This window comes from Candidatus Phytoplasma pini (genome assembly GCF_007821455.1).
In the GTDB taxonomy this organism is placed as follows: Bacteria; Bacillota_I; Bacilli_A; order Acholeplasmatales; family Acholeplasmataceae; genus Phytoplasma; species Phytoplasma pini.
In genome coordinates, this window is the sequence record NZ_VIAE01000002.1 from 39694 (window position 1) to 65540 (window position 25847).

Here is a 25847-nt window from a genome sequence, read left to right on the forward strand (position 1 = left end):
TCCATATTTATATTTAAAAAAAATTGTTTTTATATAAAATTTAATATAATATTCTTTAAAAATATCATTTACAAAAAATTAAAATTATTTCTTTTTATATAATTAAAATTATTTAACTTTCGAATATTTCGTTTATATATGTTTATATTTGAATAAATTCATTTAAATTTTTTATTAAAATTTAAAATACAATAATTATTAATTAGGATTAACTGATAATTTATTATTTTTGATATAATTTACAATATCTTGAACTGTTTTGAATTGCATCATAATTTCATCACTAATTTTTAAATCAAAAAAATGTTCTAATTTTATAACTAATTGTACAGCATCAAAAGAATCTAAATTTAAATCTTCTCTTAAATTAGTTTCTAAAAAAATTTTATTTTCTGTATCTGAAAGAGATAATTGTTCTGATATTATTTTTTTAATTTGTTCGAAATACATTATATCCATAACCTCAATTAATTTTTGAATGAAAATATAAATAATAAGAGAAAATAAAAAATATTAAAAAAATACAAAATAATAAAATAAAAATTGTAAAATTTTTATTTAAATATCATATTTATGATAATTAAATTAGTTATTTAATTAAAAAATATTCAATAAATTTTCTTTAATCAAATCGATTAAGATCAAATTCATAAATATACAAATCAAATGAATAAACCAAATCAAAAAATAATTCATACTATGATTAATCATAAATTTTAAATTTATTTTAAATTTAATAAGTAAATAGAAAAATTTTATTATATTTAATATTCTATAATATTTATATTAAATATAATATAAAAAAATCTTAAAAATAATGAAATATTGATTATTAAATAATTTTAGTAATTAAATAATTTTTTTATTTTTTAAATCATTAACTAAAAATCAAAAATTTTAATTTTTTATATAAATTTTTAAAAATATTAAATATTTTTTCAAAATATTTATTGATAAATAAAAATTATTTTCTCTATATTTGTTCGAAAAAAAAAAAATAAAATCTTCTATTTTGTTGACAATTTATTTTTTCATGTTAAAATGTAAGTAATTAATGAATTAATTTGATTTCTAAAAAGTTCTTTTTTGGAAAAAAATTGTCTTTCTAACGGTTTCGTTTCGATGGTTCACAATCATTAACTTTGCAAATGTCTACAACAAAAACATTGAATTCGCTTTAAATTAGCATTTGGATGAAATTCAATTTTCAAAAATTGTGAATATCTAGTATAATCCTTCGAAACTAAAATTAAAGAAATTAATTTTAGTTTCGACGTCTTGAATAATTTGAATATTTTCGCATTTTAATTCGGTTAATTTTGTTTTTAACGCGTCAATTTTGTTTTTCATTTTGCTATCGCATTTCTTTTTTTTATTTTAATAAGTTGTGCCGTCGGCGCGATAATGAGTATATTTAATTAATTCCCCGTTGTTTGGATCATACTCTTTGACCATAAAAACAGTTTGGCCATCGCGATCGTAATAAGTATCTTTAATTGCCTTTCCAGTGTGGGGGTTGTATTCAATAATCTGCTCAATCGGTTGGCCATCAAAATAATAATAAATTTCTTTGATTTTATTTCCATTTTGGTCGCGCTGAATTTCTTTAACTTTTTTTTCGCCAATTTGACTATATTCCATGGTATCGTTAATTGGTTTGCCTTCCCAAAAAAAACGAGTACTTTTGATTTTATTTCCAGTTTCAGGGTTGTACTCGTGGATTAAATATTCGGTTTGGCCATCTTCTTTGTAATATATACTTTTAATTAACTGTCCTCGCGGGTTAAATATGTCTTTTTCTTTACCAGCAGTGCTGTATTTAATGATGTAATCGACCGAATCACAATCTCGGCGGTAGAAAATTTCTTTGATTAAGCCGCCTTTTTTGTTGTATTCTTTGATATAATCGATCATCACACCGTCACTTCGGTAGAAAATTTTTTTGATTGAATCTTTTTCTTTTTCTATTTTCATTTTTTTCTCCTTTAAGTTGAAATTTTGGTATAAAAAAAGATCTTAAAATTGAAGGATCGTTTTAAGATTTTTTATTTTAATTATTTGAATTGGGTTTAAATAGACTTATAATTTTTTTTGTATATTTTTTTAAAAACAATAACTAAGTTGTTTAATTTAAAAAAAATAAATTAAATAAAAAAAAATTATTTTTTTATTAAATGAAAAAACAACTTAATAAAATTTTAATTATTATTTTTTTTAGGTTTTAAAAAATATTCATTATATTCAAAACAAGAAAGTATAATTTCAACAAATTCTTTTTTCAAATCATTAACATATACTTCTATTTGTTTTGAATCCAAACTATTTATTTTATTAAGTGATTCTATAAATTTACGACTTTGATTTTGAATTTCTTTAACTTGTGTATCGTTAATTTCATGATTTTTTTTAGAATGATTGATATTGAATTCTAAATGATAACAAGCAATATTAAGTAAAATGTCATAACCAGTATCAGGGTTTGGTATTTTAACCATAAAAAAATTATCATTGAATTTTTTTTTGATTTTGTTTTTTTACCATTTTTTAAATCAATCCATTTATTAATATTTTCTAAAATTTGTTTAAATCTATTTTTTTGAAATCCATTCACTAACAAAACAATTGAAGCGTAAAGAAAACGATGATGAATTCTATGTAACACTTGTTTAAAAACAAATTCTAAATCTTGTTGATTATAATAATTCTTAGTTTCAATAATATATTCTGAATTTTCTTCTAAATAAATTAGAACATCAACCTTACCATGACCTTTTATAGATTCTCTATTAACTTTTTTACCAATGTTTTTAAAATTATCTGAAATATAAGAATTAATAAAATCTTCAGAAAATTTAGTTTCATAGAAAACTTTCAATAAATGTCCATCACTTTCAAAATTTGTCATAATTTGATCTAAAAACTGAATTATTTCGAAATATTTCCGCTTTTTTATCAAAACCAAATATTATATATTGTTTTTTTTACTTTTAAAAAATTTGTATAAAACAGTTGGCGAAATTATGCATTTTGAAAATAATTTATGTGGATCATAAGTGTTTTTCCATGGGAATTCATTATGAGTTTGTTCGCTAAGTTGCGAAGCATTCATATGGCCAAAAACATTAAAAACTTGGTATAAAATTTCTTGTTGTTCTTTATTAAAAGGTAAATGAGTCATTTTAGAACTAAAATCAAAAGATAATAGAAAATTTTGTTTTTGAAATTCTTGTTTTAAAGTTTCTGCATAAACAGCAGGAATGACAGGGCCATAAGACCATGCTTCGATTGATTCTTGAAATAAAACTTTGTTATATTTAGCTAAATAATAACCTTGCGCATAATAAAGTAATTTTTGAATTTTTGTTTTGTTGATACTTTTATCTTTTTTTTACAAAAAATTGTGAAACATCAAAAACATTAATTTGATTATTTTTATTTTCCATAATGAACTCTTTTTTTTGATTATCAACATTATAATATATTTTTTTGAAAATATCAAATTGTTTGTTTAATTTAGCGATTTTTTTCTAGTTTTGTCATTTGGTTTTCCATGATTTTACTCTTTTGAATTTAAACATAAAACCATTCTTTGAGAATCGGTTTTAATTCTTCGAAGAGTGTTTGTCCCGTGATAAAATTATTTTCTCCTTCGAATTTTCTTTCTGTTTGTCTTATTGCGTTTCCTTGAAAATCGCGAATGATGCTATATGTTTTCGCGACTAATTCGCGCATGCTGTGCTTTTCCCGTTTTGTCGATTTTATAATTTACACGGAATGCGAGAATAATAGCAAACATTGAAAAAAAGCACTAAAAAAATATCATTTTAAACGGTTTTTTTTGGTTTTCCATAATTTGTGGGCGCCTTTTTTTAATTGATTTTTTTTGGTTTATTTTGTTTTTATTTTGTTTATTGTAAATATCTCCTTCTTTATGAGGGAATAAAAAAATGTTTTCATAATTTAAAAACTATAATGCTAATGTTCTTTTGTTTTAAAACAAAAATAATGGTAACGAAAAAATACCATTATAGTTGAAATAGAGCCGCCTCTAGAGTCTTTTTTTTATACCAAAACCAAAAAAAACCAAAGGAAAAACAAACGAGAAAGAATTAAAAAAACTTGTTACAAAATTTGATTTGTGTTATAATAAGTTCGATAAATGTAAGGTAATTAAAAAAATGCAGAAAACAAAGTTAAAGCCTTTTATTAAATGGGTTGGTGGAAAAACTCAATTATTGCCTTTTTTAGATATAGTTATTCCATCGAAATTTAATACTTATTATGAACCGTTTTTAGGAGGTGGCTCTTTTTTTTTGCATTTACAACCTAATAAAGCGATTCTTAATGATATTAATTCAGATTTGATTTTAGCATGGCGAAATTTAATACAACATTCACAAAAAATTATTAAAATATTGAATGAATTAAATGAACAACTCAAAAAAAATGGTGAATCTTTTTATTGGAAAATTAGAGATGAATATAATCAATCTGTCGCAAATATTAGAAAAACCGCTCTTTTTGTTTTTTTAAATAAAACTTGTTTCAATGGTATCTATCGTGTTAATAGAAAAAATGAATTTAACGTTCCTTTTAATAAAAAAATAAATCTTTCTTTATCATCTTTAATTGATGTTGAAAACATTAAGAAAATTATTTTGTACTTTAAAAAACACTCAAATATTGAATTTTTTTGCGATGATTATCAAACAATAATCGATCGAGCGCAAAAAGATGATTTTCTTTTTGTTGATCCACCTTATGATTCGGATAAAAATTCTTTTGATGCTTATACTATTACACCTTTTGGTAAAGAAGGGCAAAGACGATTATTTGAAACTTTACAAAAAGCACATAATAGAGGAGTTAAATGGATTTTAACAAATCACGATACACCTTATATTAATGAATTATATTCTGAATTCTATTTAAATAGAATTTCTGTTTCGCGTTTTATTAATTCTAATGCTTCAAAACGAAAAAATAATAATTATGAAACAATTATTACTAATTATCCAATTACGACAAATCAGCTTTTAGAATTAAATTATTTAAGTTTTAAAAAAGAATTACGAACTACTACTTATAATTTAAATTCTTATGTTGATTGGAATAAAATTAATACTTTTTTAACAACATATAATGTTGAAATAAAAGAATTAAATACTTTATTTTCTTCTTCATTAACTGAGTTTAAAAGTAAAATTGATTATTTATTTAAAAATAAAACAACTGAATGTTTTTGCATTTTACCTTTTTTAATTGCAAAAAAACATTCACAACAAGAACAATTAATCTTTTTAAATAAGGAAAATCAAGAAATTAAAATTGATTTTACTTGTTTAACATCTATTTTCAATTTTGTTGAAGAATCTGGTTTATTACAAAACATTTTTTTAAATCCAATGCTTAATAATATAGAATCTTTGTTATTAGGTGTAAAAATCGGTTTAAATCCGAATATGAACAAAAATAAAACTGGCAAAATGATGATGTTTATTATAGCTGAAATATTAAAAAAAAATAATATTGAATTTAAAACTGAAGTAACATTAAAAGAAATTTTTTCAAATGCCGAATTGAAAGAAACTAAAAAAATAGATTTTGTTTTTAAAATACAAAAAACTATTTTTTTATTAGAATGTAGTTTTTTTAATGTTGCTGGTTCTAAAATAAATAGTGAATTATCTCGTTTCGTAGATTTAAATAAAACAATTAAACAATTTAAAGACAAAGAATTTATTTATATTATTGATGGAATAGGGTTGAAAAGTATAAGCGATCCCCTAAGAACAGCGTTAGAAAATATAGAACATTGTTATAATATTCAAAGATTTGAAAATTTTATTAAATTTAAAAAAAATAATCTTTAAAATAATTAACTAAATTTAAATAATTAATCTTAGTACCTTCGATTTGAAGGTCTTTTTTTATACCAAAACAAAAACCCAAAGGAGAAACAAAAAATGAAAAATGACAAAAATCAACGAATTATAAGAGGTGGTCGGAGCGCAAATATACCAATTAGACCCGAAAAAAATAGATAAATACGGAAATCCCATCAAAACAAACTATAAAAAAGTCTAAATATCATCTATTATCGCGAAGAAGATTTGAGCGCCTACAAGCATACAATAATAATGTTTAGATATTTTTTTGAATTTTATGTTTTCTTATTATATACTAATATATGTGATAAACAAATAAAATGTATCTTGTTTTTTATCATATGAATTCAAAAATATTCTCAAATAAGAAAAAAATATTTTATTTTCAATATAATTCAATTAATATGCAATATATTCTGATTTTATTTATTTTTTATTTAAAATAAATAATAATTTAGGATAAATAATATATTTATTATCTTTTTTTGATTAATTTTTAATCGAATTTTTCCTTTATTTTTATTTACTCTTGAATTAATCGAGATTACATTATATATAATGTACAAATAAGAAAAAATTAATATTAATTTTAACAAACTAATTTTTTAAATAAAATTTTCGATAAATTAATTGAGAAAATTAATATTAATTTAATTTATTTTTTTATTACGAAAAACAAATATTAAATATTCTAAGTAAAAATTAGAAATTAAAGATGATTAATTATAAACTTAATATATATTTTCCAAAAAGGCAAATTTAAAAATTAAAATGGATATGAACTTAAAAGAAATTTTTTTAAAATCTCCTTTAAAAACAAAATTAGAACAAAATAATATTCATAATATTAAACAATTAATCTTAACCAAACCTAAGAAATATGAAAACTTTATTTTATCCGACATCACTAAAGCTAAAAATCAAGCAGAAGTTAATTTATATGGCACTATTATTGATAATCCACGTATTCCAAAAAATAAAAAAACAGACTATAAAATTATAAAAATCTATTTTAAATTACTCGATAGCAACAATAATATTATTAACGTACTTCTTTTTAGAAATTTTTTTTTTCTAAATTTTTAACACTAAATAAAAAAATTTTTGTGAAAGGGAAATATAATTTATTTAAAAATTTATTAACAATTTCTTTTATTTCTTTTAACGTAAGTATTAAAAACCATATTAAGGCGATATATAAATACAAAAATATATCTGATAAAGCTGTTACATTTCTTTTAAAACAAATTTTTCAACATCCACAACTCAAAATCAAAGAAAATTTAAATAGTTATTTTTTAAAAAAATACAATTTATTAAGTCGTAAAGAAGCTTTACAAAATTTACATCTACCTTTGAATCAAAAAAAACTTCAACAATCTTTTTTAAGATTTAAATACGAAGAAGCTTATAAAATAATTTCAAAATGGCACAAAGAACAACAAGAATTACCAACTAAAGAAATTATCAGATTAGATATTCATCAATTAAAGAAAATAATCAAACAAATTCCTTTTCAATTAACACAAAATCAAAAACAAATATTAAATGATGTTTATAGAGATTTTCAAAAACAAACACCTATTCAAAGATTAATCCAAGGAGATGTTGGATCAGGCAAAACAATTATAGCTTTTCTTGCTGCTTTAGGTATTATTTTTGCAAAAAAACAAGTTATAATGATGTCTCCTACAGAAATTTTAGCAAAACAACATTATTTTAATTTTAAAAAACTTTTTCCTAATATTAAAACAATTTTATTAACTTCTAAAAGTACAAAGAAAAAATTATTAATCGATAACATTAAAAATAATCATTTTGAAATTATTTTCGGAACTCATTTTTTAGCTAATATTGATTATTATAAAATCGGACTTATTATTATAGATGAAATTCACAAATTCGGAACTGAAATTAAACAAAAAACAATTAACAAAAACTTCAAAGCAGATGTATTATACTTAACAGCTACGCCAATACCACGAACTTTAGCATCTATTTATTTTAACTTTTTATCTATTTCTTCTTTAAAAGAAAAACCTTATGATAAAAAAAATATCATCACCCAAAAATGTTCTTTTCCAGAAATAATAAAAATATTAAAACAAAATCAAGCTCGTAATGAACAAACTTACATTGTTGTTCCAGCTATTCAAGATAATAAAAAATATTTTAATATTCAAAAAATTATTCCTTTTTTAGAAAAAAATCAAATAAAAAATGTTTATGTTTTGCATGGTAAAAAAAAATCTAAAGAACAAGAACAAATAATGAATAATTTCATCAACGATGACAAAGGAATTTTGTTAACAACTTCTATTATCGAAGTAGGGATTGATATATCCAATGCTACTACAATCATTATTTTAGGAGCTGAATATTTTGGTTTGAGCCAACTACATCAACTAAGAGGTAGAGTAGGACGCAATCAAAAAAAAAATTTTTGTTTTTTAGTTACTAAAAAAAATAGCGAACGTTTAAATATTTTAGAAAAAGAAAATGATGGTTTTAAATTAAGTATATTCGATTTAAAACATAGGGGACCAGGAGATTTTTTAGGAAAAGAACAAAGTGGTTTTTTTAAATATCATTTTTTAGATATATTAAGGGATTTTAATATTATCGATGGAATTAAAAAAGAATTTTTGAATTTGCAAAAAAATATTATATTAAAAAAGGAGTACAAAAATTAATGATCAAATTAGCTATAGATGCAATGGGAGGAGATTTTGCTCCTTATATTGTTATAGAAGGAGTTATAAAAGCTTTAACTGAAGATTCTTCATTATACATTTATTTATATGGAGATAAATATCTTATCGAAGAAATAATTCAAAAAAAAACAAAGATAAATAATAAAATCTTGAAAAAAATCCAAAACAAAATAACTATTGTACATACTCCGTTTTTTCTAGAAGCAGGAATTAAACACATCAGAGAAGAATTAAGAGATAACCAACAACATTCTATGTTTTTAGCTCTTCGAGCGGCTCAAATTGAGGAAGCAGATGGTGTAGTCTCAGCTGGACCCACTCAAGCTTTAATATTAGCTAGTTTTTTGATCATAAAAACTTTAAAAGGAATATCGCGAATTGCTTTAGCGCCAATTTTTTCTAATTTAGATAATAAACAAAAAATTTTATTAGACGCTGGCGGAAATACTGATTTAAAACCAGAACATTTAGTAAATTTTGCTATTTGTGCTTCAATAATGGCTCAAGAATTATTAAAAATTAAAAAACCTATAGTAAAATTATTAAATATTGGATCAGAAAAAACAAAAGGTAGAACTTTTGAAAAAAATGCATTTCATTTGCTAGAAAAAAATAATTTTATTTTATTCAAAGGAAATGAAGAACCTCAAAATATATTAAATACCGAAGCTGATATTTTATTAAGTGATGGTTTTACATCTAATATAGTTCTGAAAAGTTATGAAGGAGCTTTAACAATAACTTTTCAAGCTATCAAAAAAATTTTGACAAAAAATTATTTGAAAAAAATAATTAGTAAAATATTATTTTCCAAAGAATTACAAAAAATCAAAAAAAAATTAGATAATAAAGAAATAGGAGGAGCTATGTTATTAGGTTTAAATAAAATAGTTATTAAAGCACATGGAAATTCAAATTCTTATGCTTTTTATAACGCTATTAAACAAGCTAAAATTTTAATTCAACAAAATTTTCTTAAAAAAATTGAAAAACACCTTATAACAGAAAATAAATAATCAATTATGTTTTTAAAAAAACTTTTTCAAAGATTAAAAGTCAAACCTAAAAATATCGCCTTATATGTAAACGCTTTAACACATAGTTCTTACTCAAACGAAAATAATTCCAAAAAATATAATAATGAAAGATTAGAATTTTTAGGTGATTCAATTATTAATTTCTTAATGGCATCCTATTTATATACCAAAGACAAAAGTCAAGAAGGCGTTATGACAAAAAAAAGAGCACAAGCGGTTTGTGTTGATTCTTTAATTATTTACGCGAAAGAAATTGAATTATCTAATTATATTTTATTAGGTAAAGGAGAAAAAAAAAGATATATTAAGAATTATTCTATTATAGCTGATGCTTTCGAAGCTTTATTTGCAGCTATTTATTTAGATTTAGGTTTTTATCAAACTCAAAAAACATTTCATTATATAGTTTTACCTTGTCTAAAAAAAATTACTAATATTCAAGATTTTAAAACCCAATTACAAGAATTAATACAAACGGAGAGGAAAAACATTTTTTATAAAATTGTTTCTGAAAAAGGTTTAGCGCATGAAAAAGAATTTATCATTGAAGTTTGGTTAGAAAATAGACCTTTAGGGAAAGGGAAAGGGAAAACTAAAAAAGCAGCAGAACAAAAAGCCGCTAAAGAAGCTTTAGAAAAAATAACTTCTCCGAAAGGAACAATAAATTAATGATTAAAAAACTTTATGAAGAAAATATTTTAAATATTGAACAAATTTTAATCAAAGAATACAAAAATTTAAATTTAGAAATAACCGAATTAATCATTCTGCTTTTTTTATTTAAAAATTATAAAAAAAAAATTTTTTCTTCTTTAGAATTAGCAGAAGAAACTAATTTTTCTAAAAACGAAACAGAATTTATTTTAGAAAAATTAATTAAAAAAAAATTTTTTTCTTTATCACAAAAAAAAAAAGATGATAAAATTATAGAAATTTTTGATTTAGATGGAGTTTTTAAAAAAATAGAACAAATTTATCTAAAAAAAGAACACAAAAAAAACCAAAACAAAAAAAATCATCTAATTTCAGAAACTATAGAAAATCTTGAAAAATTAAAAGAAAAATTATTACTCCCGTATGAATATGAAATTGTAAAAAGTTGGTATAAAGAAAAAAAATATTTACACGAAGATATAATAGAAACAATTAAACAAGCTTCTTTTAAAAATAATTATTCTATAACTTATATAGAACGTATTTTGAATCAAAAAAAAAATAATTCTAAAATAGAAAAAGATGATAAAGCAGATAAAATATTACACGAAATTTTTAAAAAAATAAGATAAAAGTATCTTTTGTAGATTTCTTTATTTTTATATGTTAAAATAACAGTATTAAATCTTTTTCGTAAGAAAGATTTAATAAATAATTTGATTAATTTAATTAATTAAATTATAAATTTTAAAAGGAGATGAGATAAATTATTATGGCAAATGAAAAATTCTTAGAAACCCAAAAGGGTAAAGTTATTGTAGGTGTTTCCATATTTGCTGCTGTAATTGTAGTATATATTGCGTTTGCTGCTTGGTTAAAATTTTGGCCTTTTTCAGCAAAATTAACTAAAGATTCTTATAATACTATAAGAACAAGTTTCAAAGTTGAAACGGATGATACAAAAATAAATGTTGACACTAATGACAAAGCAAAAACACTAGTACAACCTTTAAGAGATCAATTTGAGAAAATAAACAAAATCAAAAAACAACTTCAAGAAACAACTCAAACAAAACTAACAACTGTAGAAAATGAAATATCACAAGCAGAAGCAAAAGCAAAAACAAATCCATTCGCTACCGTAGATTTTCGAAATGCATATAAAAAAATTTCACAAGATGATATAAATAGTTTGTTAGATTTAGTTAAACAAGATTTAAATCTTTAAATTTAAAAGATAATTAATTATTATAATTAAAAAAAAAATATTCAAATATCAAAATTTGGAATATTTTTTTTTTTATTCTTTTTCATATTAAACTGCAAAGAAGTATAAACAAAATCTAAAAACAAAGGATGTGGCCGAAAAGGTCTAGATAAAAATTCAGGATGAAATTGGACTCCTATAAACCAAATATGATTCTTTAATTCTATAATTTCGGGTAATTTTTCTTCTTGATTTACACCAGAAACTATAAAATTATTATCTTTTTCCAAAATAGGTATATAAAAAGGATTCATTTCATAACGATGTCGATGTCTTTCGTGAATAATATCTTTTTGAAAAATTCGATAACTTTTACTATCTCTTTTTAAGTAACAAGAATAAAGACCTAATCTTAAAGTACCACCCATTTTGTTATTTTGATTTTTTTTAGTTATAATAGGAGTAATAGTTGTAGAATCAATTTCTGTCGAATTAGCTTCTTTCATGTTTAAAACATTTTTTGCATATTCAATAACAGCTAATTGCATCCCTAAACAAATGCCAAAAAAAGGGATATTATTCATACGAGCATATTTAATAGCTATTATTTTTCCTTCAATGCCTCTAATACCAAAACCACCAGGTATCAAAATTCCATCACAATTTTGAAGATATTCCGTAATATTCTCCTCATTAATATTTTCGGAATCAATCCAACAAATATCTACTTTAATATTATGAAAATAAGCTGCATGCTTTAAAGATTCAGCAATAGATAAATAAGAATCATGCATAGAAACATATTTTCCTATCAAACCAATAGTAATTGAGTATTTTAAAATTTCCATTTTATTGATTAAATTTTCCCAAGGAAGAATATTAAATTTTGGTAAATTATTTATTTGAAAATAATTTAAAATAAAATCATCTATTTTTTGTTGGTGTAAATTTAAAATAACTTTATATAAAGTATCAACATCGATATTTTCAAAAATAGAATTTGCTTTAACATCGCATAAAATAGAAATTTTTTGTTTTAATTCTTGTGAAATATTTTTTTCGCTACGTAAAATTAAAATTTGAGGTTGAATACCCAAAGACCTTAATTCTTTAATGCTATGTTGTGTAGGTTTTGTTTTAATTTCATTAGAAGTCTTTAAATAAGGAACTAAAGTATTATGTATAAAAATAGTATTATGAAATCCTAAATCATAACGAATTTGTCGAATAGATTCCAAAAAAGGTAAAGATTCAATATCGCCTACAGTACCACCAATTTCGATAATAACTATATCATAATTTGAATTTTCAATAGGTTTTAAAATTCTTTTTTTAATTTCATCTGTAATATGCGGAATAACTTGAATAGTTTTGCCTAAAAAAAGGCCTTCTCTTTCTTGATTAATAACAGTTTGATAAATTTGTCCTGTTGTCACGTTTGAAAATCGAGATAAATTTTCGTCTAAAAATCTTTCATAATGTCCTATATCCAAATCAATTTCTCCGCCATCATCAGTAACAAAAACTTCTCCGTGTTGTACAGGATTCATAGTACCGCAATCAATATTAATATAAGGATCAAATTTTTGAACAAAAACTTTTAAACCGCGTTGTTTTAAAATTTGTCCTATAGATGCCGTAACAATTCCTTTTCCTAAACCAGAAATCACTCCTCCTGTAACAAAAATAAATTTTTTATTATTCAAAAAATTCTTCATTTAATCTTGTTATTTGCCTTATTCCTTTTTAAATTTAAAAATTTTTTTTAACGCCTATACTCTGACCCAAAAGAAAACTTGTCTCTAGTTTATTTTGAGTATTGATCAAAATTTTTTTATTAAAATCTACTAAACCAAATTTAATCAATAAAACAATCATTGAACCTCCAAATGAAAAAAACCCTTTTTCTTGACCTTTTCGAAAATTTAAAATCGAATGATTATGAATTTTGCCAACTAATAATGCGCCTATCTCGATTTGAACAATTTTTTTAAAATTTTTTGTTTCTAAAATACTATATTCACGATTATTTTCTTTAAAAACATTAAAATATTTAAAAACAATAGGGTGCACAGTGTGTAATTTTCCTTTAATTTTAACATTTTTCGTTACAAATCCATCATCAATAAAAATATATCGATGATAATTATAAGGTTTTAATCTTAAAACAACTGCAAAACCATTATTATATTCTGAAGATAGTTTTTCATCCTTCAAAAGATCACTTAAATGATATCTCGTTCCTTTAATTAAAAAAAAACTATTTTCCGAAATAGAATAAATACTTATCTCTCCTTCGCTAGGACTAATAAAAAAATGTGGTTCTTTGGCAAAAAAGATTTTTTTATATTTACGAACAAAAAAATCATTATATGAACAAAAAGATTTTTTTTCTAAAAGTTCTAAATTGATATTATTTTTCTTTATGGTTTTCTTAATATGTATTTTCGAAATAAAAGATTTTAAATATAAACTAATAAAAAAAGAAAAAAAACGAGAAACAAAAATTTTTATCAAAAGTCTTTTAAAAAAATTTTTTTCTAAATTAGAATAAAAAAATTTTTGTAATAAATTTATTTCTTCATTAGAACTATTATTGTTTATATCAGTATTTTTATTATTTAATTGCTTTTTGTTCATAAAAAATTAATCCCTTTAATTTTGAACTTTTAAAATCAATTTAAAATTATTTCAATGAATAATAATTTAAATTAAAAATAAAAAAAATAATTAATATAAAAAAAATAAATAAAATCATAGCAAAATAAATTATATTTTTAGGTTTTTTAAAAACTATTTTCTTACAAACAAATAAAACAGCAAAAATAATCAAAAAAAATAAATAAAAATAAAAAAAGAAACCTTTTTTTAAAAAAGATTCACCTAAACTTTTTTCTAAAATTTGATGCGATAAAATCAAAAAAGGAAAAACAAATGAAGCAACAGTTACTGGGACACCGATATAATATTTGTTTTTAGTACAATTATTTTTTTTTTCAGCTATTATATTAAAATAAGATAATCGAATCAAAACAGCTAAAATATAAATAACACTTGTTATAATTATGAATAATACATTAGCAATTTTATTTTCAATAAAAGAAAGATATTTGTCCAAAAAAAAACTTTGAATAATTAAAATAGGTAAAATTCCGAAACTTAATAAATCAGCTAAAGAATCAATTTGAATACCATTTTTTTTTTCTTCTTCAGAACGACTTTTTTTACATCGACTTACAAAACCGTCAAACATATCAAAAATTCCTGATAAAAGCAAAAAAATAGAAGCAATATAATAAGAAATTTGTGGTGGTAATTTTATCAAAGAAGAAACTAATAAAAAAATGCCCAAACAAGCACTAATAGCATTACAATAAGTTAAATATGTGGTATAATTATAAAATCCTAAAAACATAATGAAACTAAATTATCTTTTACAATTTTATTATATAACAAAAAAAGTCTTATTGAAAAATAAATATTAATATTCGTCTTCATCAATCAAATCTTCTTCATTATCTTCTAAGGCTTCATCTAAATGTTCAAAATTATTTGCATCTTTTTCTTCTTCGGTATTATCTTTTTTTTTCTTGTTCCGAAGAACGAATTCATCAAAATCTAAAATTTCTTCATCATTAATTAATTTTTCTTCTATTGTATCTAGAATAAAATATTCTTGATCCCATAAAGATAAATTATTTTTTTTAATACTCCACAAATCATTCCCATGAAAAACAAAACGACCACTTAAAATAATGTCTAAATATAATTGACTTATTTTATTTTCATCAGAAATATCTATTTTTTTCATTTCAAGAACTTTTTTAATCAATTGATGAATAGACATAGGATCTCTATTATTTTCTAATATTTGATAAGAAAGTTCTAACATCGAAATAGAATTAACAATATTTAAATCATTTTGAATAGAATTTTTTTTTTTCATTTTTTTAAAACCTCTTTAGAAATTTTTTTATTTATTGCTTAAAAAAATCTTTGTCGATATTTTTTTACTCAAAATCCCAAAAATAGTAATTCATAACCAAAAAATACTATTAAATAATTATAAAGTAAAAAATTTAAATATTACCAATAATATTATTATTCATATTCTTGAGAAACTTTAAAAAATAAATCCTCCGAAGCTTTATCTATTTTTTTTAAAACATCATTAAAAGATAATAAAATATTTTCTTGAAGAAATTCTAAATCTTTAATATTTTCTGCATCTTTGATACGAACATCTACTACTTGTTTAGAACCTTGCATTACTATTGTAATATTGCCTATATGCGAAGTAAATTCTTGAGATTCTAATTTTTTTTGTGCTTTTTCCATATTTTCTTGTATTTTTTTTAATCTATCAAACATATCTATATTATTATTAAAAAAATTAATTAATATTCTTTTCCTTAATCTACAACTTTCACTTTATCAAAACCAAAAAAATCCCTAGCTGTTTTTATAATAGCATTTTGTTCTTGTTCTATATTTAAAGGTGAATTTTCTTCATAAAAATTAGTAACAAAATTAGCAATTCCTTTTTGTAATTGAACAATATCTTGATTTTGTAAAAAACCCTTGTAAACAAATTCTAACTTTTCTTTCCAATCTTGTTCTAAAATAACCAAATAATCCTTAATTAAATTTGTTTTTTTATTAAAAAGAGATTTAATTTGTTCTTTAATACGCGATTTTAATAATTCTCTATAAACATCGCTATCGTCACAAGACAAAAGTACTTTATTTTTAGTGCTAACTATCAATATTTTACTCTTATTATATAAAAAATAATCACCAGAATTTGATTTTTCATATTTTTCTTTGTTAATTTCAAATGCTTTATCAAATTTTTTTTTTGTCTTTTCACAAGAATTAGATAAAATTTCTTTTAAATCATGAATAAAAGATTCTCGAAAAGTACTTTTTTTACTTTCTTCTTTTGTTTTTATTTCGTTTTCTCTTAAAATAAAATTCTGATTATCAATCTCGATATCGAAATTAGAATTTTTTATTAATTTCGGCGATATCTGTTCTGAAACCCAAATTAATTGATATAAACATATTATATTATAAATAATAATATTTTTTTTTTGATTAGAAAAAAGTAATATTTTTTTTAAATCAAATAAAATTTTGAAAAATTTATCTCTTTTTTCAAAATTTAATAAATCAAATATCTTTTTTTCTTCAGTTCTTTTAATTTTAGCAAAATTAATAAATTCTGTAAGTAAATAATCAATAAAATCATCAACAAATAAAACTAAATCAATATTCAAAGTTAAATTTTCTTCTAAAAAAGAAATTATTTTTTTAATATTTGCATCATTCAATAATTTAACTAACTGTTTTATTTTTGAATTAGAAAAAATACCTAACATATTTTCAACATCTGCTTCTTCAATCAAATCTTTTTTATAAGAACTAATTTGATCTAATAAATTTAAAGCATCTCTTAAACTATGATTAGCATAAAAAGCAATCTTGTCTAAAGATTCATCTGTAATACAGATTTTTTCTTTGTTAACGATTTTTTTTAATTGTTGCAAAATATCTTGCTGAGAAAGAGGTAAAAAAAGAAATTTTTGTGATCTTGATGAAATAGTTGTAGGTATTTTATTTAATTCACTAGTGATTAAAATAAAAATGACCTGCATAGGAGGTTCTTCTAATAATTTCAATAAAGCATTAAAAGCATTACTTGATAACACATGAACTTCATCGATAATACAAATTTTATATTTTAAAACACTATTTGCATATTTAATTATATCTTGTAGTTCTCTAATGTCGTCAACACCACTATAAGAAGCACCATCGATTTCTATAACATCTAAACAATTTTTTTGATTAATTGCATTGCAGGCATCACAAACATTACAACAATCTTGATTTTTGAATTGCAAACAATTAACGCCTTTAGCAAAAATTTTTGCTAAAGTAGTTTTTCCTACGCCGCGTCCACCACTAAATAAATAAAAATGTCCTATTTTTTTGCTAATCAAAATATTTTGCAAAATTTGAATAATGATTTTTTGGCCGACCATATCTTGAAAATTTTTAGGTCTATATTTACGATACAAAGAAATATAAGACATATTTTTATTTTTTCATAAACCTTTTCGTTTATTTCAAAAAAATACTTTTTGAATTATCTATACCTATTATTTGTTAATAAATTGTTTATAAATAAAATCAAAATAATTTTTTTATCGATATACAACCAAAAATTCCAAAAATAGAATAGAATAAATATAAAATCTAATAATATTTTAACATAAGGAAAAAAACAAAATTAATATAATTTTAATGAAAAATCAATATTCACCAGCAATACTTAATTCTCCTACATAAACACTAGCGCTACCAAAACCTGAAGTTTGAAATATAAAATCATTAGCTATAGCTTTAATGTTTTGTAAAATATCTAAAAAATTACCAGAAACTACAATTAATTTTACAGGAGTAGTTATTATACCTTTTTCAATTCTAAAACCGCCTGCTTGAATACTAAAATCTCCGTTAATGTCATTAACTCCTGCATGTAATCCAATTAAATAATCAATATAAACGCCATTATTAATAGGAGATATAATTTCCTCTAAACTTTTATCTCCTTTTTTTAAATAAAAATTACCCATCGATATAGAATCATCAAAACCATTGCCTGTAGGTTTTGTTTGGAAAATATGAGCTGTTTTTAAATTATGAACAAATTGTTTAAAAAAACCTTTTTCAACGATACTCTTAGTATAACATGCTACTCCTTCATCATCAAATCGATGTTGGGAAAAAGCTTCTTCAGATAAAGGATCATCGATTAAAGTTACTTTAGTAGAAGCAATTTGTTTTCCTTCTTGATCTTTTAATTTAGTTAAACCGCGATAAGCTCTCATTCCGTTAAAAATATTACTAAAAATTTCCAGCAAATCAGCAAAAATTTCATTTGAAAAAACAACAGAATAAGTTTGAGATATTAATGACTTAGCTCCTACTTTTCTTTCACCTAAATTAACGATTTCTTTCGCAAATTTTGAAATATCAAAATTTTCAAATTTTTTAACTGCTAATACTTTTGTAATTTCTGTAATATCATTATCTTTTTGAAAAACACATGTTGCATATATAGCAGCAAAACTGCCGCTTTCTTCTAAAATTAACCCCTTGGAATTAACCAAATGGTGCTTAAAACTTTTTTCATAATAATCAATACTATCGATTATTTTCAAATAAGAACTTTCGAATAATTTTTCTTTTAAAGCGAACAATAAATTATATTTTTCTTTCAAATCAATTTGAGTGAAATCAAAATTATCTTGTCTAATAGAAGGATAAACCAATGAACCTTCAAAAATAAAATCTTTTTCTTTTGAAGTTAAAATCTCAGTTTTATTTTTCAATATTTGTAAAACATCATCAATCATATTATCATTGATTTTTTCTAAAGAAATAACACTTTTTTTATTTTTATATAATCCTTTGATTGTAAACAATATTAAATCGCTTTTAGTATGTTTGCTAATGTTAGTATCTTCGAGAGTAATGTTCAAACTTTGTTTTTCATTGAATATTATTTCTAAAGAATCGAAATTATATTGAAGGCTTTTTTGAAACCATTTTTTATAATTAATATAATTTTGCATTTTACTTTTTGCTTCCTCCGATAATCATTTCAGATACTCTAATAGTAGGTTGCCCTAAATCAACAGGAACATAACCTGAAACAGAACCACAATAACCTTGACTAAAAGCTAAATTATTCGCTACACGATCTATTTTCAATAAAACACTTTGTCCATCGCCAATTAACATCATTCCTTTAATAGGCTTTGTTAGAACTCCATTTTCAATTAAATATCCTAATTTAACCATAAAATTAAATTCACCTGTTGTAGGAACAACTGTACCACCACCTAAATATTCAGCATAAAGTCCATATTTTGTTTCTTTAATAATTTTTTCAGGATTATCTTTGCCAGCATCAATATAAGTTGAATTCATTCGAGATGTGGGAGAATATTTATAAGATTGTCGGCGAGAAGAACCAGTAGAAGGCATATTCATCTTACGACTATTTCGAAAATCAACTAAGTAATTTTTTAAAATTCCTTTTTCTATTAGCAAATTTTTTTGTGTTTTATGACCTTCGTCATCGAAATTTAATTTTCCCCAATATCCTTCTATAGTTCCGTCATCATAAGCAGTTACTATTTCTGAAGCAATTTTTTGATTAATTTTACCACAAAAAGGAGATAAATCACGAGCAATCGCAGTAGCTTCTAAAGAATGCCCACAAGCCTCGTGAAAAATAACTCCTCCTACACCATTATTTATAATTACAGGCATTATTTGTGGTTTTAATTCTTCAGCCGACAATAAAATAACCGCTTTTTGAGCAACTTTAGTGGCTAAAGTTTCGAAATCCACGATATCAAAAATTTCTAAACCCAAAGAAAGACCAACGCTATCACTAAAATTTTGGATATTATCTCCATCTTTAGCAAAACTTAATAAACTACATTTAATATAAGGACGGAAATCATTTTGATAAAGTCCTTGAGAATTAGCGATTAAAACCTTTTGTTCATTTTGTTCTAAATTAACACTAGTTTTAAAAATTTTATTATCATGATTTTTCATAATCTGAGATAAATGAAGCATTTTTTTAGCTTTATCTAATAAATTTAAACTATTAAAAGGTTTTTTAATATTATTATTAAAAATTTTTGCTTGACCTAAAGGAATAGCGGAATGTGTTTTTAGTCTTTTAAAATTATTTGTTTTAATTAAATTTAAAATATCATGATAATTCATTTTATTAGTATAAATATAAATTTCTTCTGTATCTTTTAACAAACGAATTCCTAAACCAAAAATATGTTTTATATCGATTTCGAATAATTCTTGGTCTACAACCTTTAAAAAATGCATTATACTATCTTCGAAAAATAATTCAGCAAAATCAGCTCCTTCAAATAAAGATTGTTCCAAAATATCTTGAATTTCAAATTTACTCAACATAATAAATTAATTTTATCCTTTGAAATTATTCTATATATTTTAATATTATAAAATAATATTTTATTTAAACCATAATTGGTTCTTAAAAATAAAAAATGATATTTTAATAAATATATTTTATTTCAACATCACTTTTAAATATCAAAATTACTTGTTATTTTGTTGAATGTGTAAAAGTTTATTCTCAAAATAGACATTTTTTTTAATCTTAATCTGTTGTGCTAAATTCGAAGGTAATTCAAAAACAGTTTTATTTGAAAAATGTTCAATATTGCCAACATTATAACTATAAATATTAAATTTATCATTTAAAATTTTTAAAAATAATGATGGTTTCAATCCGTCTTCTTTACCTAAATTAATGATTAATTCAGTCATAAATTTTTTATTATAATTTCTATTTTTTTTATTAAAATTATCTTTATTATAAGATCTATTATTATTAGATTCTCTATTAGAATTAGGATATCTATTATTAATTAAATTATAAGAATGATTTCTAACTTTAACTTCTGAAATATTTTCATATTTTTTATTATGAGGCATAATATGTTCTAATAATCCATTAATAATTTGTTTAGAATCAAATTTTGTTAATAACAATTCAGTTAAATAATTATTGTTTTTATCATCTTTAGATTTTTCTAAATCATATTTTTCAATCCAACTAACTATATTATTTTTAAATAAATTATTTTGTTCTGTATATACTTCCTCAACAGTAGGAATGCGTAAAAAAGTCATTTTATGACGAGAATAATATTCTAATTTTTTTAATTGATTTATTTTTTTATAACTAATAAAACTATATGCTATTCCTTCTTTTCCTGCTCTTCCTGTACGACCAATTCTGTGAATATAAACTTCATTTTCGTGTGGCAAATCATAATTAATAACCATTTTAATGTCAGAAATATCTAAACCTCTAGCGGCTACATCAGTAGCTACCAAAATTTTAATATTTTTTTTACGGAAATTATTCATAACATATTGCCTTTGATTTTGTTTTAAATCTCCGTGAATAACATCAACTAAAAAATCTCTTTCTTGCAAATAAGAAAAAATATTGTCAACATCTTTCTTAGTATTACCAAAAATAATAACTGAATCTGGATTTTTTTGATCTAAAATACGTACCAAAAGTTTATTTTTATCAAAATCATTTACTAAAAAATAAAATTGTTTAATTGCTTCAACAGCAATATTAGAATTCTCAACTTTTAATATTCTTGGATTTTTTTGATATTTGGAAGCCATTTTTTTAATCGAATCAGGAATAGTTGCTGAAAATAAAACCGTTTGTCTTTCTGTCGGAATACTCTTTAAAATAATTTCTAAAGATTCTTGAAATCCCATTTTTAACATTTCATCAGCTTCATCTAGAGTTAAAATTTTAACAAAAGATAAATCTATTTTGTTCCTATTTAAAATATCTACCATTCTTCCCGGAGTAGCAATAACAATATGTGGTTTTTCATCTAAAGAACGAAATTGTTTATTATAACTCTCTCCTCCATAAATTACTGTAGCTCTTATATCTTTATGATATTTTAATAACTTTTTAACTTCATTAAAAACTTGCAAAGCTAATTCTCTTGTTGGGCATAAAATTAAAGATTGTATTTTAGATAATTTAGAATCGTTTTTTTCAATGATAGGAATACCAAAAGAAAAAGTTTTCCCTGTTCCAGTTTGCGATTGAGCTATAATATCATGACCTTCAATCATAACTGGTATAACTAAATTTTGAATCGGCGTTGGATTTATAAATCCAAGTTCTACTAAAGTTTTTTTAGTCTTTTCTAATAAATTTAAATGTTCAAATGAAATAATCATTAAAAGTTCCTCTATAATATAGTAAATTAATAAAAACAAAAATATTATTCATTACAAAATAATTTTCTTATACAAATAATATTTTAAAAAATAAATTTCTTATTATTAAATAATATTTTGTTTTTATTCTAAAATGAAAAGTATATTCATATTTTCTATATTGAAATTTAATAAAATCAATAAACAAAATATATACTAATTTATGATATTAATATTAAAATATCTATAAATTCATAAATTATAATAATTTTTATAATTATTTAACTTTGTTAAAAATAATTTTTCATATTAATCTTATTCATTTGAATATTTTTACTTTTAAATATAAAAGAGAAAAATTTAAAATATTCAAATGAATAAGATTAATAAAACAATAATTAAATTATATTTTGATTCTTATAAAATTCATTAAACAAAAATTATAATTTGAAATTATTTTAAAAATAAAAAACAATATCACATTATTGTATATTTTATTAAAAAAAATTTATTAATATGATTTATACTATTATTATTATAGTATAAATTATCTTATTTAGCAAAAATTATTAATATTCAAGACAAATTGACATTGTTAATAATCAAAAATAAATCAAATTCAAATTCTGATTTATTATCAAAAATAATGTAAAATTACCAATAATTTAAACTTTTATGAACTCTTAATTCATCATCTTTTTGTTTTAAAGATAATCTTTTATCATATTTTTTTTTACCTCGAGCTAAATAAATCTCTAACTTTAGTAATCGGCGAACAGAAACAATTTTAACAGGCACAACAGCTAAACCTTTTTGTTGAATTTTATTCTTAATTTGAAGAATTTCATTTTTATTTAACAAAAGTTTCCTTTTTCTTTGTTCTTTATAATCAACAAAATTAGAAGAATTATATTTATCAATAAACATATTAAAAACAAAAATTTCTGTTCCTTCAAAATGAACATAAGCATTATCTAAATTAACTTTTCCTAAACGAATAGATTTAACTTCATTACCTAGCAATTGAATACCTGCTAAATATTTTTTTTCTAAAAAAAAATCATGAAAAACTTTTTTAGAATTAATAATTACTTTTGTCATATTATTGGAGAACCACTTTTCTTAAAAATAATAAATATTTTTAACTTTTTTATTTTAAATAAAACATTATATAATGTTAAAAATTATTCTTATTATTATAGAAAAAATAAAAAATTAATTATATAAAATAAAATTTCATTTTATTTTTTTTGTAATTCTTTATATTTAAATAATGCTTTTTTAATAGCAGAAAAAGCTGCTTCAGAACCTTCTATTTTTTCAATCAAAACTTTTTTATTTTCTAAATCTTTATAATGCATTAAAAAATGTTTTATTTCAGATATTAAAGATGTTGGAAGATCTTTGACTGTTTTATAAGACATCATAGAAACATCATTTTTAATAACGGCGATTATTTTTTCATCTAATTCTCCATTATCGATCATTTTTATAACTCCTATAGGTCTACATTTTACTAAAATCATAGGATCTAAAATTTCTTGTGATAATACAAAAACATCTAAAGGATCTTTATCATCACAATAAGTTAAAGGAATGAAACCATAATTAGCTGGATAACGAAAAGATGTTGTTAAAAAACGATCTAACATTAATAAACCTGTTTTTTTATCTATTTCATATTTTTTTTTACTTCCTTGAGGGATTTCTATCATAACAAGAAATTGATTTTCGTTAATTGTATCACTCTCGATATTTTGAAATACATTCATATTTTATACCACCAATTATAATTATTCTAACTATTTAATTTATATAAATTAAAAAAAATATTTTGTAATTATTCGATAAAAAAACAAAAAATAAAATAAAAATTATATATAAAAATTCTTTTATATATAATTGATCCAATAAATAAAATTGAAATTATATTTCAAAAAAATAATTTAATTATTATCTTTTTTTACGGCTCCGAACAAAAAATTATTATAAAAAGGTAATTTTTTTCTCTTTAAAACACTACCGATACTTAAATGTTTTAAAAAAACACAATCCTCATCAACTAAAGATAAAATTCTAACTTTATCTATTAATTTTAATTTTTCCAAAAAAAAATCATCATTTTCTACAAAAATTTCATAAAAATTTAAATATAAATTATTTTGTTCTTCTTGTATTTTTAATAAAAATCCAATAGTTCGATATTCTTGTGAACAAGAAATAGGCAAATACATTTCTTTTAAAGGTTTTGAATTTATATTATCTACAGAATAATGAATTGAAAATTTTTTAGGAATAAATGTATGACAAATTTCTTTAATTAAATGAAAAAGAAACTTTTTATCTAACATTTCAATATCAGTATTATCAACTATACGATCTAAAAATTCTTCAATAGAAATATTCAATTCTTTTTCAGTTACAACATCATAATTAATAGTTTCGCTTAATTCTTTAAAATACAAAATAAAATGTTTTTTAAGATCTTCTATATTTTCATTTTTAAAATTAATAATTTCTAAAATTAAATCAATAATAGAATAACCTGAAACCTTACAATTACAAAAAGAAATATTAATTGATTCTAATAAATTTAGATCTTTAGAATCAAAATAAAAAAAACCTAAAGAAGGATCTTTTTTTAACAAACGACAAAAAACAGTCGTGTCTAACGCTACTTTTTCATATTTATCATCGATGAATTCATCTTTGATTCCTGAAATATCTAAAAAATCAAACAAAAAATCTATTTTAGGAATATGATGATTCAGTAAATAAAAAACAAATTGCTTAAAATTTAACCATTCTTGAAATGAAGCACATGGAATAGTTTTAGCGGATTCAACATCATAAAATAATTTTGTTTTTTTAGAAAAAAAAGAACCAAAATTATGTTTCCAACAAATAACAAAATGTTTTTTAATAATACTTTTTTTATAATCATTATTTAATTCTAAAAAAGGTTCATTAACAATATTAAAATCTTCATTATTAGAAGTTTTTTTTTGAACTAATGGCAACAATTCAATTTGTTTTTCTTCTTTAATGGCAAAAATACTAGGCGAAATAAAATAAAAAAATAACAAAAACAAAAAACAAATTTTTTTTAAAAAAAACTTATTCTGATACAAATTTGAATTCTTTCTAATCTTTAATTGTATATATAAAATTTATAATTTAACGTTAATATATAATTTTTGAAAAAATCTTTTTTAAAAATAATTAAAAATAAAAATTTTAATGGTGGCTCCGGACAGAATCGAACTGCCGACACGAGGCTCTTCAAGCCACTGCTCTACCGACTGAGCTACAGAGCCAATAACAAAAAAAAATCAAAATAAATATTTAAATATTATAAAATATAAATGGCGGTCCGGACGGGGATTGAACCCGCGATCTCCTGCGTGACAGGCAAGCATGTTAACCACTACACTACCGGACCTTTTTTATATATTTTGATAATTTAATCTATAATTTTTTTGGTTGCGGGAGAAGGATTCGAACCTTCGAC

The 25847-nt window shown here is 21.8% G+C and carries 25 protein-coding genes and 2 tRNA genes; 7 read left to right on the forward strand and 20 right to left on the reverse strand.

Annotated features, from left to right (window positions below):
- Positions 1-198: 198 nt before the first annotated feature.
- The 6 genes from MDPP_RS00710 to MDPP_RS02145 form a co-directional block, all read right to left on the reverse strand.
- Positions 199-459: an acyl carrier protein gene (locus MDPP_RS00710; protein WP_246058862.1), complete on the reverse strand. Its 261-nt coding sequence runs from the start codon at positions 457-459 to the stop codon at positions 199-201.
- A 918-nt stretch (positions 460-1377) separates the two neighbouring features.
- Positions 1378-1974, reverse strand: a complete 597-nt coding sequence (locus MDPP_RS00715; protein WP_144658289.1) for a DUF2963 domain-containing protein — start codon at positions 1972-1974, stop codon at positions 1378-1380.
- A 224-nt stretch (positions 1975-2198) separates the two neighbouring features.
- On the reverse strand, positions 2199-2495 hold the full coding sequence (locus MDPP_RS00720; protein ID WP_144658290.1) for a hypothetical protein: 297 nt from the start codon (positions 2493-2495) through the stop codon (positions 2199-2201).
- The gene (locus MDPP_RS00725; RefSeq protein WP_144658291.1) at positions 2429-2905 is read right to left on the reverse strand and encodes a hypothetical protein; all 477 of its coding nucleotides are present in this window, start codon (positions 2903-2905) and stop codon (positions 2429-2431) included. The genes MDPP_RS00720 and MDPP_RS00725 overlap by 67 nt, the downstream gene beginning before the upstream one ends.
- Positions 2906-2965: 60 nt before the next feature.
- Entirely contained in the window at positions 2966-3373 is a 408-nt protein-coding gene (locus MDPP_RS00730; RefSeq protein ID WP_144658292.1) for a type II toxin-antitoxin system antitoxin SocA domain-containing protein, read from the reverse strand.
- Positions 3374-3570: 197 nt separating this feature from the next.
- Entirely contained in the window at positions 3571-3732 is a 162-nt protein-coding gene (locus MDPP_RS02145; protein WP_186390723.1) for a hypothetical protein, read from the reverse strand.
- A 446-nt stretch (positions 3733-4178) separates the two neighbouring features.
- Here MDPP_RS02145 and MDPP_RS00735 point away from each other — a divergent pair, with 446 nt between their 5' ends.
- The 7 genes from MDPP_RS00735 to MDPP_RS00760 all read left to right on the forward strand — a co-directional run bounded on the left by MDPP_RS00735 (position 4179) and on the right by MDPP_RS00760 (position 11521).
- Entirely contained in the window at positions 4179-5873 is a 1695-nt protein-coding gene (locus MDPP_RS00735) for a DpnII family type II restriction endonuclease (protein ID WP_144658293.1), read from the forward strand.
- Between the two features lie 786 nt (positions 5874-6659).
- Entirely contained in the window at positions 6660-6974 is a 315-nt protein-coding gene (locus MDPP_RS02185) for a hypothetical protein (protein WP_246058863.1), read from the forward strand.
- Between the two features lie 20 nt (positions 6975-6994).
- Positions 6995-8581, forward strand: coding sequence for a DEAD/DEAH box helicase (locus MDPP_RS00740; RefSeq protein WP_246058864.1), 1587 nt, complete (start codon positions 6995-6997; stop codon positions 8579-8581).
- The gene (plsX, locus tag MDPP_RS00745; RefSeq protein WP_144658294.1) at positions 8581-9618 is read left to right on the forward strand and encodes a phosphate acyltransferase PlsX; all 1038 of its coding nucleotides are present in this window, start codon (positions 8581-8583) and stop codon (positions 9616-9618) included. Before MDPP_RS00740 ends, plsX begins: the two co-directional genes overlap by 1 nt.
- A 6-nt stretch (positions 9619-9624) precedes the next feature.
- Positions 9625-10308 carry a ribonuclease III gene (gene rnc, locus MDPP_RS00750; protein ID WP_144658295.1) on the forward strand — a complete coding sequence of 228 codons (684 nt, stop codon included), beginning with the start codon at positions 9625-9627 and terminating at the stop codon, positions 10306-10308.
- Positions 10308-10925 carry a DnaD domain protein gene (locus MDPP_RS00755; RefSeq protein WP_144658296.1) on the forward strand — a complete coding sequence of 206 codons (618 nt, stop codon included), beginning with the start codon at positions 10308-10310 and terminating at the stop codon, positions 10923-10925. The genes rnc and MDPP_RS00755 overlap by 1 nt, the downstream gene beginning before the upstream one ends.
- A 140-nt stretch (positions 10926-11065) precedes the next feature.
- Positions 11066-11521: a hypothetical protein gene (locus MDPP_RS00760; protein ID WP_144658297.1), complete on the forward strand. Its 456-nt coding sequence runs from the start codon at positions 11066-11068 to the stop codon at positions 11519-11521.
- Positions 11522-11562: 41 nt separating this feature from the next.
- Here MDPP_RS00760 and MDPP_RS00765 read toward each other — a convergent pair whose 3' ends face one another.
- From MDPP_RS00765 to MDPP_RS00830, 14 genes are all read right to left on the reverse strand, one after another.
- Positions 11563-13218 carry a CTP synthase gene (locus MDPP_RS00765; RefSeq protein WP_144658298.1) on the reverse strand — a complete coding sequence of 552 codons (1656 nt, stop codon included), beginning with the start codon at positions 13216-13218 and terminating at the stop codon, positions 11563-11565.
- A 34-nt stretch (positions 13219-13252) separates the two neighbouring features.
- Positions 13253-14140 (reverse strand): phosphatidylserine decarboxylase, encoded by an 888-nt coding sequence (locus tag MDPP_RS00770; protein ID WP_144658299.1) that lies wholly within the window; start codon positions 14138-14140, stop codon positions 13253-13255.
- Between the two features lie 46 nt (positions 14141-14186).
- Positions 14187-14915, reverse strand: a complete 729-nt coding sequence (locus MDPP_RS00775) for a CDP-alcohol phosphatidyltransferase family protein (RefSeq protein WP_144658300.1) — start codon at positions 14913-14915, stop codon at positions 14187-14189.
- 66 nt (positions 14916-14981) lie between these two features.
- On the reverse strand, positions 14982-15446 hold the full coding sequence (gene rpoE / locus MDPP_RS00780; protein ID WP_144658301.1) for a DNA-directed RNA polymerase subunit delta: 465 nt from the start codon (positions 15444-15446) through the stop codon (positions 14982-14984).
- 155 nt (positions 15447-15601) lie between these two features.
- Positions 15602-15871: a YbaB/EbfC family nucleoid-associated protein gene (locus MDPP_RS00785; RefSeq protein ID WP_144658302.1), complete on the reverse strand. Its 270-nt coding sequence runs from the start codon at positions 15869-15871 to the stop codon at positions 15602-15604.
- A gap of 41 nt (positions 15872-15912) precedes the next feature.
- Positions 15913-17598, reverse strand: coding sequence for a DNA polymerase III subunit gamma/tau (gene dnaX / locus MDPP_RS00790; protein ID WP_144658303.1), 1686 nt, complete (start codon positions 17596-17598; stop codon positions 15913-15915).
- Positions 17599-17817: 219 nt separating this feature from the next.
- Entirely contained in the window at positions 17818-19143 is a 1326-nt protein-coding gene (locus MDPP_RS00795) for a metallopeptidase TldD-related protein (protein WP_144658304.1), read from the reverse strand.
- A gap of 1 nt (position 19144) precedes the next feature.
- On the reverse strand, positions 19145-20521 hold the full coding sequence (locus MDPP_RS00800; protein ID WP_144658305.1) for a TldD/PmbA family protein: 1377 nt from the start codon (positions 20519-20521) through the stop codon (positions 19145-19147).
- Positions 20522-20668: 147 nt separating this feature from the next.
- Entirely contained in the window at positions 20669-22357 is a 1689-nt protein-coding gene (locus MDPP_RS00805) for a DEAD/DEAH box helicase (protein ID WP_144658306.1), read from the reverse strand.
- A 633-nt stretch (positions 22358-22990) separates the two neighbouring features.
- Positions 22991-23437 (reverse strand): SsrA-binding protein SmpB, encoded by a 447-nt coding sequence (gene smpB / locus MDPP_RS00810; RefSeq protein ID WP_144658307.1) that lies wholly within the window; start codon positions 23435-23437, stop codon positions 22991-22993.
- A gap of 140 nt (positions 23438-23577) precedes the next feature.
- Positions 23578-24108, reverse strand: a complete 531-nt coding sequence (locus tag MDPP_RS00815; protein WP_144658308.1) for an inorganic diphosphatase — start codon at positions 24106-24108, stop codon at positions 23578-23580.
- Between the two features lie 174 nt (positions 24109-24282).
- Positions 24283-25422: a hypothetical protein gene (locus MDPP_RS00820; protein ID WP_144658309.1), complete on the reverse strand. Its 1140-nt coding sequence runs from the start codon at positions 25420-25422 to the stop codon at positions 24283-24285.
- A 155-nt stretch (positions 25423-25577) separates the two neighbouring features.
- Positions 25578-25653: transfer RNA gene (locus MDPP_RS00825), tRNA-Phe, on the reverse strand.
- Between the two features lie 49 nt (positions 25654-25702).
- Positions 25703-25778, reverse strand: a tRNA-Asp gene (locus MDPP_RS00830).
- Positions 25779-25847 lie beyond the last annotated feature (69 nt).